General features: G+C 62.5%; 12 protein-coding genes. 7 read left to right on the top strand and 5 right to left on the bottom strand.

Annotated features, from left to right (window positions below):
- The first annotated feature begins 58 nt into the window (after positions 1–58).
- Both HX875_RS15815 and HX875_RS15820 read left to right on the top strand, forming a co-directional pair.
- A complete protein-coding gene (locus tag HX875_RS15815; RefSeq protein ID WP_177043843.1) occupies positions 59–1,183 on the top strand; it encodes a TIGR03364 family FAD-dependent oxidoreductase in 1,125 nt (374 codons plus the stop codon).
- On the top strand, positions 1,183–1,737 hold the full coding sequence (locus HX875_RS15820; RefSeq protein ID WP_177043844.1) for a phosphonate degradation HD-domain oxygenase: 555 nt from the start codon (positions 1,183–1,185) through the stop codon (positions 1,735–1,737). The genes HX875_RS15815 and HX875_RS15820 overlap by 1 nt, the downstream gene beginning before the upstream one ends.
- Here the strand turns inward: HX875_RS15820 and HX875_RS15825 are convergent.
- Positions 1,734–3,107 carry a DUF3482 domain-containing protein gene (locus HX875_RS15825; RefSeq protein WP_177043845.1) on the bottom strand — a complete coding sequence of 458 codons (1,374 nt, stop codon included), beginning with the start codon at positions 3,105–3,107 and terminating at the stop codon, positions 1,734–1,736. The two genes, HX875_RS15820 and HX875_RS15825, sit on opposite strands and share 4 nt — an antisense overlap.
- Positions 3,100–4,479, bottom strand: a complete 1,380-nt coding sequence (locus HX875_RS15830; protein ID WP_177043846.1) for a DUF2868 domain-containing protein — start codon at positions 4,477–4,479, stop codon at positions 3,100–3,102. The genes HX875_RS15825 and HX875_RS15830 overlap by 8 nt, the downstream gene beginning before the upstream one ends.
- Before the next feature lie 90 nt (positions 4,480–4,569).
- Here HX875_RS15830 and HX875_RS15835 point away from each other — a divergent pair, with 90 nt between their 5' ends.
- Positions 4,570–5,082, top strand: a complete 513-nt coding sequence (locus HX875_RS15835) for a dihydrofolate reductase (protein ID WP_177043847.1) — start codon at positions 4,570–4,572, stop codon at positions 5,080–5,082.
- A 167-nt stretch (positions 5,083–5,249) separates the two neighbouring features.
- On the opposite strand, the gene HX875_RS15840 is transcribed toward HX875_RS15835, so the two are convergent.
- Positions 5,250–6,641, bottom strand: coding sequence for an L-cystine transporter (locus HX875_RS15840; RefSeq protein WP_177043848.1), 1,392 nt, complete (start codon positions 6,639–6,641; stop codon positions 5,250–5,252).
- 241 nt (positions 6,642–6,882) lie between these two features.
- Between HX875_RS15840 and HX875_RS15845 the strand changes: the two genes are divergently transcribed.
- The 4 genes from HX875_RS15845 to HX875_RS15860 all read left to right on the top strand — a co-directional run bounded on the left by HX875_RS15845 (position 6,883) and on the right by HX875_RS15860 (position 12,209).
- On the top strand, positions 6,883–7,941 hold the full coding sequence (locus tag HX875_RS15845) for a haloacid dehalogenase-like hydrolase (protein ID WP_256348106.1): 1,059 nt from the start codon (positions 6,883–6,885) through the stop codon (positions 7,939–7,941).
- A 211-nt stretch (positions 7,942–8,152) separates the two neighbouring features.
- On the top strand, positions 8,153–8,686 hold the full coding sequence (locus tag HX875_RS15850) for an RNA polymerase sigma factor (protein ID WP_177043849.1): 534 nt from the start codon (positions 8,153–8,155) through the stop codon (positions 8,684–8,686).
- Positions 8,683–9,630 carry a FecR family protein gene (locus HX875_RS15855; RefSeq protein ID WP_177043850.1) on the top strand — a complete coding sequence of 316 codons (948 nt, stop codon included), beginning with the start codon at positions 8,683–8,685 and terminating at the stop codon, positions 9,628–9,630. Before HX875_RS15850 ends, HX875_RS15855 begins: the two co-directional genes overlap by 4 nt.
- A gap of 131 nt (positions 9,631–9,761) precedes the next feature.
- Positions 9,762–12,209, top strand: coding sequence for a TonB-dependent siderophore receptor (locus HX875_RS15860; protein ID WP_177043851.1), 2,448 nt, complete (start codon positions 9,762–9,764; stop codon positions 12,207–12,209).
- A 55-nt stretch (positions 12,210–12,264) separates the two neighbouring features.
- On the opposite strand, the gene ilvD is transcribed toward HX875_RS15860, so the two are convergent.
- Complete coding sequence (gene ilvD, locus HX875_RS15865; protein ID WP_122716573.1) at positions 12,265–14,106, bottom strand: dihydroxy-acid dehydratase; 1,842 nt, start codon at positions 14,104–14,106, stop codon at positions 12,265–12,267.
- Positions 14,107–14,365: 259 nt separating this feature from the next.
- Complete coding sequence (locus tag HX875_RS15870; RefSeq protein WP_177043852.1) at positions 14,366–15,559, bottom strand: MFS transporter; 1,194 nt, start codon at positions 15,557–15,559, stop codon at positions 14,366–14,368.
- Between the last annotated feature and the right edge of the window lie 27 nt (positions 15,560–15,586).

A 15,586-nucleotide genomic window follows, 5' to 3' on the forward strand; every position in this document is an offset into this window, starting at 1 on the left:
TTCCAATGTGGGAGCTGGCTTGCCTGCGATAGCGGTCTCGAATTCAGGACATCACTTCATGACACAACTGCTGATCATCGGCGCCGGCATCCTCGGCCTGTCCCACGCCTACGCGGCCGCCAAGCGCGGCCTCAAGGTCAAGGTCTTCGAACGCAGCGCCACACCGCTGGGCGCCTCCGTGCGCAACTTTGGCCAGGCTCTGGTCACCGGCCAGCCGCCCGGGCCGATGCTCGACCTGGCCCGTGAAAGCCACGATATCTGGGGCCAGTGGGCGCAACTCGCCGGCATCCAGCTCAAGCGCAATGGCTCCTACCTGTTCGCCCGCACCGAAGCCGAAGAGCACCTGCTTGAAGCCTTCTGCGCCGGGCGCGCCCAGGAGCACGGTTATCGCGTCGAACTGCTCCGGGGTGCAGCGCTGCAAGACCTGTACGGCGGCCAGTTCGCCCATCACCGCGCTGCGCTCCATGGCCTGGACGATCAACAACTGTATTCCCGGGAAGCCATCCCGGCGCTGATCAACTACCTTGGCCGCGAACTCAACGTGGAGTTTCACTTCTCCACCCTGGTACGCGACATCGAGCCCGGCCAGGTGCACACCAGCGCCGGCTCCTTTCGCGGCGAGCAGATCATTGTCTGCTCCGGCCACGACTACCAGACTTTGCTGGCCGAGCAGATCGCCGAACTCAACCCGCAAATCTGCCGCCTGCAAATGCTGCGCGCCCGGCCTGCTGTGGATTTGAACCTGCAACATGCCCTGCTGACCGGTCTCAGCTGCGTGCACTACGGCGCTTTTGCGGATCTGCCGGAAGCGGCGCCGGTGCAGGCTGAAATCCTGCGTGAGGTGCCGCACCTGCATGAAAACGGCATCCACCTGCTGATCAGTCCGACACCGTACGGTGAACTGATCATCGGGGATTCCCATCATTACGGCAGCGATCCATCACCGTTCAACGCCGAACAGGTGGACAACTGGATGATCGAGCTGGCGGAGCACACCCTGGGCTGCAAGATCCAGGTCGTGGAGCGCTGGCAGGGCGTCTATGGTTCCCGTGGGCCGGCGCCGTTCTCGTTCCTGCGGGCGGCACCGGGGGTGAGTGCGGCGTTGATGCACACGGGTGTGGGCATGAGCGTCGGGCCCGCGATGGCCGAGCGCAATATCACAGAGCTATGGGGGAATGCGTGATGAACGCTGAGCAGGCAATCGCCGAAGTCTTTGGCTTATACGAACAGCACGGCACCGCCGATTACATCGGTGAGCCGGTGTCGCAGATCGAGCACATGTCCCAGGCGGCGCAGTTGGCCATGGCTGAAGGCTTCGATGATGAAGTGGTGCTGGCGGCGTTCTTCCACGATATCGGGCACATCTGCGGTCAAGGCGGCGAGAACATGGGCGGTTATGGCGTGGTCAGCCATGAACGGCTGGGCGCTGATTATCTGCGCCGGGCAGGTTTCAGCGAGCGCATGGCCAAGCTGGTGGAATACCACGTGCAGGCCAAGCGTTACCTGACCTTCAGCCAGCCGGATTACTACGCGCGCCTGAGCGAAGCCAGCCGCCGCACCCTGGGTTACCAGGGCGGCGTGATGACGGCCGAAGAAGCCCGGGCGTTTGAGCAGGACCCGCTGTGCGCCGTGAGTCTGCGCATGCGTCACTGGGATGAACAGGCCAAGGAAATGCACGTGCCGGTGCTGGACCTTGAGGTGCTGAAGTCCAAGGCCCGGCACCTGTTGGCGGCTTAGGTCTCGTCGAGGCGCTGGGCCAGGGCTTCGATCTGTTCCTGGCGCTCGGCCTGGCTCAGTTTCGGATGCGGGTTGAGGGACGACCATTGCGGGTGGGCGCGGGCCCTGTTCAGGGCTTCCGGCAGCTTGCCTTCGCGCCAGGTCTTGTCCTGGGGCGTGTCGACCTTGATGCTGTGGATCGCCGCATGCCCGCGCAGGTTCAGGGCCTTGAGCAGTTGCCGCTGGCGCAGGGCCAACAGGCGCAGCACGCTGTCGTCGACGGTCAGCTCGCGCTGGCCCTTGATCTTGCCCAACAGGCGGCTGCCATAGCTGCGAGCAGTTTGCAGGGCACCGCCGGCGATGGCCCCGGCGAGGGCGGCGGCGCCGAGAGTCAGGCCGCCCACCAGTAGATCCACACCCGCACCGGCTGCCGCGCCGGCCGCGATGCCGCCGCCGACCCGCACGCCCAGTTGCTTGAGGGTTTCGGGGTTGAACAGGTCATCGCCCCAACGGCCGTCCAGCAGCGGCAAGTCGCTGGCGGCGGCGTCTTGGGGGCGGAAGCCGAACAGTTTGAGCAGGGCCTCCACACACTTTTGTTCGCGCTGGCGCACGGCTTTGCGCAGTTCGCTGATGGCTTGTTGCTCCAATTCAGCTTCGCTGACTACGCTGCGGCGGCAGGCGGCGCAGTCGATCAGCAGTTCGGCAATCAGCCGCGCCGCGCTTTGCTGGCGGGCCTGGCGTTGGGCTTCCTGGTCGAGGATCAGCCGCTCCAGTTGCCCACGGGAATTTTCCAGCAGCAGGGCGAGGCTTTCATACAGGCGGCGCTCGCCGTCTTCCGGCGGCGCCACGCTGTCGAAACGCACCAGTGCGTGCAGGCCAAGGCGGGCCAGGGCTTCGCGCCAGTCCGGCTCGCGGTGGTCGGCGCTGCTGACAAAATTGAGCACCGGCAGCAGCGGTTTGCCGCAGCTGGCCAGTACTTGCAGCTCGTCGCGATATTTGGCCAGCACCGGTTCACGGGCGTCGATTACGTAGAGGCCAGCATCCGAGGCCAGCAGTTGGCGCAGCACCTTGGCTTCCTGCTCGAAACGCTGGCGGGCCTCGCTGCCTTCCAGAAAACGCGCCAGCCGAGCCGGGCCGTCGAGGCGTTCGCCGGGGCGGTCCAGGCGTTCGAGGTAGTCGAGCAGGGCGATGGCATCTTCCAGGCCGGGGGTGTCGTACAGCTCCAGCAAGGCTTCGCCATCTACCGACAGGCGTGCGCCCTCGACGTGCCGGGTGGTGCTGGGCCGATGGGACACTTCACCAAAACCGACGTCTCGCGTGAGGGTGCGCAACAGTGAGGTCTTGCCGACGTTGGTGTGGCCGACCACCGCGAGTTTCAGGGGCTTAGTCATGACCGGTCTCCAGCCAAGTGAGCGGCGCGCAATCGGCGAACGGAATCTCCAACTGTTGCAGTGCTGTGTGCCAATCACCCAGGCGTTCTGCGTCCAGGGCCTGGCCCGCCGGCGCCTGCAGCAGCCAGACCCGGGTGGCTGTGGCGCTGCGGGCCAGTTCGGCGATCAGCGCGAGGCTGCCGCGATCCGGCGAGCGCCGTGGGTCGCAGGCGATGGCCAGGCGTGCGGGCGGGAAGCGAGTGAGCTGTTCCAGCAGCTTGTTGCGCGATTCGCGGCTGTCGAGGATGCCGGCGTCCTTGACGCTGGCCGGGAGCTTCGGCGGCCACGGGCGCTGTTCGTCCAGCTCGATAGCCACCAGCAGGGCGCCGTCACTTTGCAGTTCACTGACGCCGCCGGTCACGTGATGCAATTGGTCGGGCGCTGCATCGTTGACGCCAAGCCGTTCGCTGCTGGGCATCAGCCGTTCGCGCAGTTGGCTGTAGCCGGGCAGGTTGAGGTCGAGGCTCAAGGCGGCGCGCCCGCGTTTCCAGCGCCACAGGCACAGCAGCGCGAGGATCAGCCGCGGCAGGATACCGTACACCAGCAGCACGCCCACCAGCCAGGCGGCCCAGGCCTGGCGGGCACTTTCGATATTCAGGGCGGCATCGCCGCTGGCGCGGATCATCTCGACGGTGGGCACGCTGAAGCCCAGCAACGCCGGCAGGGCGCCAAGGGTTTGGGTCACGGCGACAAAGGTGTCGGCCCGCAAAATGGTGGTTTCCCACACAAAGCCGTAGCGCCGAGTGGCCAACAGCGTCAGCAGGATCACCATGGCGCTGAGCAGCGCCAATAGCCATAGGCAGTTGACCAGCACGCCGACGGCCCAGCGATTGAGTTTGCGCCGTTGCAGCAACAGCAGCAGGGCGGGCGCCAGTTGCGCAGCCTTGGCGTCGCGGGCGAGTTTTTCGCTGAGCCATAACCACAGGCGCCCGAGGCTGGCGCCGTGTTCACCGGCAAACAACAGGCCCAGGGCCCAGCTCAACAACAGGATCAGGTTAAAGCCCAGCAGGCTGCCCAGGGCCCAGAACACATTCACCGGCACCAGGCCATTGCCCAGTGCGGCAAACGCCAGGCCGGCGCCGCTGATAATAGCGACCACCGCCAGCAGGATCAGCGCCAGGCGCGCACCTTGCAGCCAGCGGGTCAGGGCGGCGGTCAGGCCATCGCGTTCGGCCAGCCACAGCGCACGGTTCTGGATGCGCGTGGGCAAGTCACCGCCGGTGCTGCGGGCCAGGCGATTGGCTTCCTGGTCTTCCAGGGCGCCCGCGTGTTCCTCCCGCAGGCGCACGGTTTCGGTCAGCCAGAGTGTTTGCAGGGGATTCAGAGCAGTCACGCGTCGTCCTGTTGAGCCAGTGAGTCTGGAGCATAACCGCTGGAACGCCGGTTGGGGTATGCCGCGCGCGGCTCTGGTATTCTCGTCGCCATGAAAAAAACTCTCCCTTTAAGCCTGATCGCAGCCCTCGGTGAAAACCGTGTGATCGGCGTCGACAACAGCATGCCCTGGCATTTGCCGGGGGATTTCAAATATTTCAAGGCCACCACCTTGGGCAAGCCGATCATCATGGGGCGCAAGACCTGGGATTCCCTGGGTCGACCGTTGCCGGGCCGGTTGAACATTGTGGTCAGCCGTCAGACCGACCTGGCGCTGGAAGGTGCGGAAGTTTTTCCGTCACTGGACGCGGCCGTGGAGCGGGCGGAGGAATGGGCCAAGGCGCAGGGCATGGATGAGCTGATGCTGATCGGCGGAGCGCAGTTGTATGCCCAGGGGCTGGAACAAGCGGATCGCCTGTATTTGACGCGCGTGGCATTGAGCCCGGAAGGGGATGCGTGGTTTCCCGAGTTTGATTTGAACCAGTGGAAGCTGGTGTCGAATGTCGAGAATCCGGCTGAGGGTGACAAGCCGGCGTATCACTTTGAGGTTTGGGAAAAAGCCTAAAAACTCATGTGGCGAGGGAGCTTGCTGTGGCGAGGGAGCTTGCTCCCGCTGGGCTGCGAAGCGGCCCTAAAAGCTGATCTCTCAATCTCTCAGAAAACTCGGTCGCCTGCTTTGGGGCTGCTGCGCAGCCCAGCGGGAGCAAGCTCCCTCGCCACAAAGTTCAGCCGTTAAGCCTGCGCCAGTTCCGCATGCTCATCGGTATTGAGCAGCTCTTTATCCGTCTGCTGCATGATCTGGCTGGTAATCGCCCCCGCCGTCATCGAACCGTTCACGTTCAACGCCGTACGGCCCATGTCGATCAGCGGCTCAACCGAAATCAGCAACGCCACCAGTGACACCGGCAAGCCCATCGCCGGCAGCACGATCAGTGCGGCAAACGTCGCACCGCCGCCCACGCCCGCCACACCGGCCGAACTCAAGGTCACAATCGCCACCAGTGTTGCGATCCACAACGGGTCCAGCGGGTTGATGCCCACGGTCGGCGCAACCATTACCGCCAGCATCGCCGGGTAAAGACCTGCACAACCGTTCTGCCCGATCGTCGCGCCAAACGAGGCGGCAAAGCCGGCGATGGACTGCGGAATCCCCAGGCGACGGGTCTGCGCTTCAATGCTCAGCGGGATGCTCGCGGCGCTGGAACGGCTGGTGAAGGCAAATGTCAGCACCGGCCACACCTTGCGGAAGAACCGCAGCGGGTTGATCCCGGCCAGGGACAGCAGCACGCCATGCACCACAAACATCAGGCCCAGGGCGAGGTACGACACCACCACAAAACTGCCGAGCTTGATGATGTCTTGCAGGTTGGAGCTGGCGACCACCTTGGTCATCAGTGCCAATACGCCGTACGGGGTGAGTTTCATCACCAGGCGCACCAGGCGCATCACCCAGGCTTGCAGGGTGTCGATGGCGTTGAGGACTTTCTGGCCTTTTTCCACGTCATCCTTGAGCAGTTGCAGCGCGGCAACCCCGAGGAACGCAGCAAAGATCACCACGCTGATAATCGACGTCGGCTTGGCCCGGGCCAGGTCGGCGAACGGGTTCTGCGGGATGAACGACAGCAGCAGTTGCGGGATATTCAGGTCGGCGACCTTGCCCGCGTAATCACTCTGGATCACTTGCAGGCGCGCCATTTCCTGGGTGCCGGCCACCAGGCCTTCGGCGGTGAGGCCGAACAGGTTGGTCAGGCCGATACCGATCAGCGCCGCAATCGCCGTGGTGAACAGCAGCGTGCCGATGGTCAGGAAGCTGATCTTGCCCAGGGACGAGGCGTTGTGCAGGCGGGCCACGGCGCTGAGGATCGAGGCGAACACCAGCGGGATCACGATCATTTGCAGCAACTGCACGTAACCGTTGCCGACCAGGTCGAACCAGCCGATCGAGGCCTTGAGCACCGGGTTGCCGGCGCCGTAAATGGCGTGCAGCACCACACCGAAGATCACGCCGAGTACCAGCGCGAACAACACCTTCTTGGCGAGGCTCCAGTGGGTACGACGGGTTTGTGCCAGGCCCAGCAACAGGGCCACGAACACCAGTAAGTTGAGAATCAGGGGCAGATTCATTGAAGCTCCGTTGAGAAGGCAGCCAATCGCGTGAGCCTGCGATTGCGAACAGGGAAGCGTAACAGCTTGATATTTATTGATTTAATACCGTTATCGAATGGTGACTGTCGTTTTTGGAATAAGCGAATGGCGCCCAGGTGTATGGCGTTGGCGCGATCACGACGAAAGCGGTCGCGCTCGGACGGAAACTGTCACAGGGATTTGTTAGCGTCGATGTCTTTCACTCAGGGAGAAAACGCACATGAAGCTAGCGCCGAAACTGTTTGCCGCCGCGCTGTGCCTGGGCCTTGCGAGCCAGGCCTTTGCCGCCACCGAGTTGAAACACTGGCCGGCGGCGGCCGCCAAGCAACTGGACACGATGATTGCCGCCAATGCCAACAAGGGTAACTTCGCGGTGTTCGACATGGACAACACCAGTTACCGCTACGACCTTGAAGAGTCGTTGCTGCCGTACCTGGAAAACAAGGGCCTGATCACCCGCGACACCATGGACCCTTCCCTGAAGCTGATTCCGTTCAAAGACACCGCCGACCACAAGGAAAGCCTGTTCAGCTACTACTACCGCCTGTGCGAAGTCGACGACATGGTGTGCTACCCATGGGTCGCGCAGATTTTCTCCGGCTTCACCCTCAAGGAACTCAAGGGCTACGTCGACGAGATGATGGCGTCGGGCAAGCCAGTGCCGGTCACCTACTACGAAGGTGACGTGGTCAAGAACATGGAAGTGCAGCCGCCGAAAGTCTTCACCGGCCAGGCTGAGCTGTTCAACAAGCTGATGGAAAACGGCATTGAGGTCTACGTGATGACCGCCGCGTCCGAGGAACTGGTGCGCATGGTCGCGGCCGATCCGAAGTACGGCTACAACGTCAAACCCGAGAACGTGATTGGCGTGAGCACCCTGCTCAAGGACCGCAAGACCGGCGAACTGACCACCGCTCGCAAACAGATTGCCGCCGGCAAGTATGACGAGAAGGCCAACCTCGGCCTGGAGCTGACCCCGTACCTGTGGACCCCGGCCACCTGGATGGCCGGCAAGCACGCGGCGATCCTGACCTATATCGATGAGTGGAAAAAACCGGTGATCGTTGGTGGCGACACGCCAACCAGTGACGGCTACATGCTGTTCCACGATGTGGACGTGGCCAAGGGCGGCATCCACCTGTGGATCAACCGCAAGGACAAATACATGACCCAGCTCAACGGCATGATGGCCAAGCACGCGGCGGCCCAGGCCAAGGAAGGGTTGCCGGTGACGGCGGATAAGAACTGGGTGATCGTCAAGCCGGACGAGATTCAGTAATACCGAGGCGTGGCCATCGCAGGCAAGCCAGCTCCCACCTGGACCGAGTTCGCTCAGGCAACTCGGTCCATGTGGGAGTCGGGCTTGCCCGCGATGAGGCCATCAGCAGCACTGCAAAGCCCCAGCAAAAATAGATATCAATTGCGAACAAATCTCATCTTCTGCTAGCGTGCGCACTTCCTGAACATCCCGTTCTTCTCAAGGTAGTGCTGTGCTCTCCTGGAATTCTCAGATCGCGCGCCTGTTTGCGGAGCAGAAGAAGGCCCTCGAAGCCTTCGTCACCCGCCGCACCGGCAGCGCCCAGGTGGCCGCCGACCTGACCCAGGAATCGTTCCTGCGCCTGGCCCGCCTCGACTCCGGCGAGAAGATCGACAACCTCCCTGCCTTCCTCTTCACCATCGCCAGCAACCTGGTGCGCGACCATCAGCGCCAGGCCATCCGCCGCGAGCGCCTGGATGCCGGCGAGCCCAGCGAAGAACTGCCCTGCGGCAACCCAGGTGCCGACGAGCAATTGGCCGCCTATCAACAGGAGCAACTGATGCAGGATGCGATCCTGGCGCTGCCCGAAGCGACTCGGCAGATCTTCCTGCTCTATCATGTCGACGAACTTTCCTACCGCGAGATTGGCGAACGCTTGTCGATCACCCCGCGCAGTGTGGAATACCAATTGCGTCGGGCCTTGATCGAATGCCGTGCCTTTATCAAGGCGCGGCTGGCCTGTGATGAACAAGGACGCCGGTCATGATCGCCGCACCCACTGCCGACGAGTTGTTTGCCGAAGCGTCCGGCTGGTATTTCCGGCTCCAGGCCGACGATGTCACGGCGGCCGAAATCGAGGCGTTTTCCGTCTGGCTGGGGCAGGGCGCCGCCCAGGATGATGCGTGGCAGGAAGTCCAGGCGATGCTGGGCGGCCTGCGCGAACCGGCCCGGGTGATTCGCCGGGCCGAGCAAGCGGCCTGGCGCAAGCCGGCACGGCGTTGGGCGTATGCTGCCGCGATGCTTTTGGCGGTCGGGCTGACGCTGCAAAACACGCCATGGCTGGATCGCCTGCGGGCCGACTACGCCACCGGCACCGGTGAGTCGCGCACGGTCGAACTGGCGGATGGCTCGCAACTGCAACTCAACACTGACAGCGCGGTGCAGATCCGCATGAGTGCCGGTGAACGCCAGGTTCGCCTGCTGCGGGGCGAAGGGTTTTTCAGCGTGACCAAGGATCCATCGCGGCCTTTCGTGGTGCAGTCCGGCGATGGCTGGGTGAAGGTGGTGGGCACGCAATTCAGCGTCGCCCGCCGCGATGCACAGACCCAGGTGCAAGTCGCCCAGGGCAAGGTGCAGGTCAGCTCCGGCCTGGGTGAGCCGGTGTATCTGGAGCCGGGTCGTGCGGTGGAGTATCAGGATCAACGCCTGACGGCGGTCCACACGTTCGACCCCGCCAGTGGTTTTGCCTGGCGCCAGCGACAACTGGTGTTTCGCCAGCAGCCGCTGTCCGACGTGGTTGCCGAATTGAATCGCTACTGGCCCGGTAAAACACTGGTGCTCGGCGATGCGTTGCGCAACCGCGTGGTGTCTGGCGTGTTCGAGATCGACAAGCCCGATGCCGTCATCAAGGCGCTGGAATACACCCTTAACCTGCGTGCCGAGCATTACACCCCGTATTTGCTGGTGTTGCGCGAAGGCAAAGCGTCCTAGACGAATCTTTTTCAAAAAACTTTCAGGGTTTCTCCCCAAGCCATCGTCCTTGATCACTGAGGCGTAAATAGTAAGCACTCTCAAGTAGTGCCGCGCCCGTTCACTGACTTTTGCACCGGGGAGCATCATCCATGGCACACCGATTTGCCGCACGGCCCTTGCTGGCGCTGGCCATTTCCTTGGCGTGCGGCACTGCGCCGTTGTATTTGCAGGCTGCTGAGACGACGCAGGCCCAGACCTACCGCTTCGATATCCAGGAGCAAAGCCTGGACGGCGCGTTGGCGGCGTTTTCGGCGGTGACGCGGCTTCAGGTGCTGGTGCCCAGTGAGTTGACGCAGGGGGTGCTGTCGCCGGGAGTGAGTGGCAACCTGGGGCAGCGGGACGCCCTGGCGAGGTTGCTTGCGGGGACGGGGTTGAGTGCGGCATTTATCAACGCAGATACCGTGACCCTGGAAAAGCGTGTGTCATCAGGCACAGCCCTTGAAGTGGGTGCCACCACCATCAGCGCCGAGCACCTTGGCGCTACAACCGAAGGCACCGGCTCCTACACCACCGGCGCGGTGACCATCGGCAAGGGCGAGCAGAAGCTCAAGGACATCCCGCAATCGGTCAGCGTCATGACCCGCAAGCAGATGGATGACCAGAACACCACCAAACTCTCCGAGGTGGTCAAGCGCACGCCGGGCCTCACGGCGACCAAATCCCCCGGCCCCGGCATGTTCATCTTTTCCCGTGGCTTCGAGGTGGGCACCCTGCAATACGATGGTGTGGGTATCCCGCGTAACACCTACGCGCTGGGCAGCTACCTCACCGAGAACATGGCGATCTATGACCGGGTAGAGACCCTGCGCGGCCCGGCTGCCTTGCTACAGGGCGCCAACAGCCCCGGCGGCACCATGAACCTGGTGCGCAAGCGCGGCCAGCAGGCGCCGACAGTCACCATCACCGCCAAGGCCGGCTCCTGGGACCACTACGGCACCCAGGTTGATGCCGGCGGCCCGCTGAACTCGGAGGGCACCTTGCGCGGCCGGTTTGTGGCGGATTACGACACCACCAACTCCTTCGTCGACTACGCCGGCAGCTGGAACCAGACGGTGTATGCCGCCGTCGACTATGACTTCACCCCCGACACCACCGTCGGCGTCGGCATCAGTAACCAGAAAGGCCACGCCCGCCCGAACTTCATGTCGCTGCCACGTTATGCCAACGGCAGCGACATCGGCCTGCCACGTTCGACGTTTGTGGGGGCCAGCTGGAACCGCAACGTCAATAACCAGACCCAGGTGTTTGCCGATATCGAACATCGCTTCAACGATGACTGGAAGATGAAGGCTGCCCTGGTGGCCATGGATGAACACAACGACGCGACTTACCAAGCGACATGGGACACCATCCCCAACCCCGGTGACATCGGCACCGTGCGTTACGTGGACTGGGTCACCGACTTCAACACCAAGAGTCGCGGTGTGGACGTGTATGTCGACGGCAAGTTCGAAGGCTTGGGTTTGCGGCAGGAGATGGTACTGGGCGCCAACTATTCCAAACTCACCACGGATGATTTCTGGGCGCGCGCGGCAACGCCGGGTGCGGATATCTTCAACATCGACCACAACCGTCCGCAGCGCGACAGGAACCAGTTGTTCCAGGCAGGGAATGCGACGAAGAGCTGGTATGACATTCGCCAGAAGGGCATTTATGGCACCTGGCGCGTCCAGCTATTGGACCCGCTGACGTTGATCCTCGGTGCGCGCACCAGTTGGTATGACTATTCCTACAAGGACGAGAGCGGTTTCCAGGGTGTCTATGGCGACCCGACCCAGAGCACCACGCAAAGCAATGGCCACGTCACTCCCTACGCCGGCCTGGTCTATGCGCTCAACGAGCAATGGTCGGCCTACGCCAGCTATACCGACGCTTTTGAGCCCCAAACCAACCTGACCACCTCATTGACCGTGCTCAAGCCCATTGAGGGCCAGAACTACGAACTGGGCCTGAAGGGCGAACTGGCTGACGGCCGGCTCAATACGTCGTTCGCTATCTTCCGCTATGACCAGGAAAACCGTGCGGCTCAAGACCTGCAAGGCGGCAAAGTCTGTGGCGGCTGGTACTGCTCGCTCGCTTCCGGCAAGGTCCGCAGCCAGGGCTTTGAAGCCACCTTGAGCGGTGAGGTGTTGCCTGGCCTGCAACTGGTCTCCAGCTACACCTACAACACCACCAAGTTCCTCAAGGACGACACCTACGAAGGCAAGATCTTCAGCACCTGGACTCCTAAACACCTGCTCAAGGTGTGGGGTGACTACCAGTTGCCGGGCGATTGGGAGAAAGTCAGCGTCGGCGCCGGCGTCACCGCGCAAAGCAGCACCGTCGCCTATGACCGCACGTTCAGTGTGCCGGGCAACGCGCTGTGGGATTCGCGGGTGGCCTACAAGGTCAACCAGGAATTCACCGTCGCGGCGAACCTGAACAACATGTTCGACAAGAAGTACTACATCCCCGCGTACAACGCGAACTGGGGCAGCAATTACTATGGCGATCCGCGTAACGTGATGTTCACCATGACCTACACGCCGCAATTCTGATTCGAGCAGGCAAAAAAATGCCCCGCACCTGGCGGGGCATTTTTATGGGCGAGGCTTACAGGCCGTCGAGCATCGCCTTGTTACGTACTGCACCCTTGTCGGCACTGGTGGCCAGCAGGGCGTAAGCCTTCAACGCGGTAGTGACTTTGCGCGGACGCTTCTCTACCGGCTTCCAGCCTTTCTTGTCCTGCTCGACCCGGCGTGCCGCCAGTTCTTCATCGCTGATCAACAGGTTGATCGAGCGGTTCGGAATGTCGATCAGTACCTTGTCGCCATCCTGCACCAGGCCAATGGCGCCGCCGGCAGCGGCTTCCGGCGAAGCGTGGCCGATGGACAGGCCCGAGGTACCGCCGGAGAAACGGCCATCGGTCAGCAAGGCGCAGGCTTTGCCCAGGCCCTTGGATTTCAGGTACGAGGTCGGGTAGAGCATCTCTTGCATGCCCGGGCCGCCTTTCGGGCCTTCGTAGCGGATGATGACGATGTCGCCTTCCTTCACTTCGTCAGCGAGGATGCCGCGTACCGAGCTGTCCTGGCTTTCGTAGATCTTGGCGCGGCCTTCGAACACGTGAATCGACTCATCCACGCCGGCGGTTTTCACCACGCAGCCATCCAGGGCGATGTTGCCGTACAGCACGGCCAGGCCACCTTCTTGGGAGTAGGCGTGCTCGACGCTGCGGATGCAGCCGTTTTCACGGTCGTCGTCGAGGGTTTCCCAGCGGGTCGACTGGCTGAACGCGGTTTGCGTCGGGATGCCGGCCGGGCCTGCCTTGAAAAAGGTGTGCACGGCTTCGTCGTCAGTCTGGGTGATGTCCCACTTGGCGATGCCTTCGGCGATGGACTTGCTGTGCACGGTCGGCAGGTCGGTGTGCAACAGGCCGCCACGGGCCAGCGAGCCGAGGATCGAGAAGATCCCACCGGCGCGGTGCACGTCTTCCATGTGGTACTTCTGGATGTTCGGCGCGACTTTGCACAGTTGCGGCACGTGGCGGGACAGGCGGTCGATGTCCCGCAGGTCGAAGTCGATCTCGGCCTCCTGTGCGGCGGCGAGCAAGTGCAGGATGGTGTTGGTGGAACCGCCCATGGCGATGTCCAGGGTCATGGCGTTTTCGAACGCCTTGAAGTTGGCGATGTTGCGCGGCAACACCGACTCATCGTTCTCGGTGTAGTAACGCTTGCACAGCTCGACGATGGTACGGCCGGCCTGCAGGAACAGTTGCTCGCGGTCGCTGTGGGTGGCCAGTGTCGAGCCGTTGCCCGGCAAGGCCAGGCCCAAGGCTTCCACCAGGCAGTTCATCGAGTTGGCGGTGAACATGCCGGAGCACGAACCGCAGGTCGGGCAGGCGCTGCGCTCGTATTCCGCGACCTTCTCGTCAGAAGCGCTGGAATCGGCGGCGATGACCATGGCGTCGACCAGGTCCAGGCCATGGGAGGCGAGTTTGGTCTTGCCGGCTTCCATCGGGCCGCCGGAGACGAAGATCACCGGGATGTTCAGGCGCAGGGCGGCCATCAGCATGCCGGGGGTGATCTTGTCGCAGTTGGAGATGCACACGATGGCGTCGGCGCAGTGGGCGTTGACCATGTATTCCACGGAGTCGGCGATGATCTCGCGGCTCGGCAGGGAATACAGCATGCCGTCATGGCCCATGGCGATGCCGTCGTCCACGGCGATGGTGTTGAATTCTTTCGCTACACCGCCGGCGCGTTCGATCTCGCGGGCGACCAGTTGGCCCAGGTCCTTGAGGTGGACGTGGCCGGGTACGAACTGGGTGAACGAGTTGGCAATCGCGATGATCGGCTTCTTGAAGTCGTCATCTTTCATCCCCGTGGCGCGCCACAGTGCGCGGGCGCCGGCCATGTTGCGGCCGTGGGTGGATGTTTTAGAGCGGTAATCTGGCATGGAACACTCCGGGCGGCTAATCAGGTATCAAAGGGGAGTGAGCTTCTATTGACGTCTGGAACACTCAGAAAATGGCCGTGTGTCCGGAAGTTGCCTCAAACGCTGCGGGATCGCCGTGCGCATTGGCCTTGAGCTCATAAACCCGCCGGGGGATGACTGGCGATGAATAGGTCCGATTCTACACCGCTGGCGGCCGGAGGGAATGGCCGCGAGCGTGTAGATGGCGCTTACGAGACGTGTGGGTGTGCAAGTTTCACGCTCAGCGACCGACCCGGGCGTTCGTCACCACCCCCCAGACGCTGAACACGATGAAGCTGATGGCGATGGTCATCAGCAGGTTGCTTCCCGCTTGGGCGAGCGCGGCGCTGCTGACGGCGGCGGTGATGAACATGATGCTGTTGCCGGCCGAGGCGGCGGTGCCGGCGCTGCTGGAGAACAGCAACATGGCCGCAGAAATCGCGGCGGGGCGAACCAGGGTCACGGCCAGGGCGCTGATCAGCATCGGAATGAGCAGGCTGATGGTGGTCATGGCCTCAAAGCGGATGATTAGCGCCAATAACACGCCGGCGACGCCGAGCAGGCCCAGCCCGATATTGATTTGCCGCGTGAGCGAGATGTGTTTTTGCAGGGCGCTCGCCGCAACGCCACCCAGCAGATAGGCGATGCCGTACACCATCAGCACCACCGCGTACTGGTATTCGGACAGCTTCAACTCATCCATGAATATCAGCGGCGTCACGCTGATCAGCGCGAAGTAACAGGCAAATACCAGCGCGGCGATCCACCAATAGCGGATGAAATCCCGATTCCCAGCGATGGATTTCAGCGTGGTGATGATCGAGACGGGGGCTCTTTCAGGGCTGGCGGCCTTGGACGGCAATAACAGGCAGGCATGGATAAACATGCCCAGCGCCATTACCGCAAACCCGTAGAAGCTGCCCTGCCAATCGAATGTGGTTTGCAGCCAGGAGCCCAGCAGCGGCGACAGCGCAACAAACGAGCCGCTCAAGGTCATGTAATAGATGCGGATGCGGGCGCGGTCCTGTTCTTCGAACAGGTCTTCCACCAGCGCATGGCCGAGTACAAAAAAGCCACAGCCAATGGCCTGCACGGCGCGAAACAGCAGGAAGCTCGGGTAGCTTGTTGCGAGTGCGCAGCCGATCGAGCCGAGAGTGGAAACCACGATGCACCCCAGCAGCACTTCCTTGCGCCCGAATTTGTCTGAAAGCGGGCCGGCGATCAGTTGGGAAATTGCAAATACCAGGGTGAACAGGCTGATGGATAAGGCAACCTCGGCGGTTGACGTGTCGAACTTTGCGGCGAGGGCAGGAAAGGAGGGCAGCAGGATATTGATCGGGAAAAAGCTGATCAGGGAGATGCAGGTGATGAGGATGAAACGCGAGAAATGTTGGCGTTTTGCGTCGCCAATGGGCTGGGAGTAGGACTCAGACATTGTTGTTGTTTTCCGGAGTTAAACCAG

This window comes from Pseudomonas yamanorum, assembly GCF_013386765.1.
Classification (GTDB): Bacteria; Pseudomonadota; Gammaproteobacteria; order Pseudomonadales; family Pseudomonadaceae; genus Aquipseudomonas; species Aquipseudomonas yamanorum_A.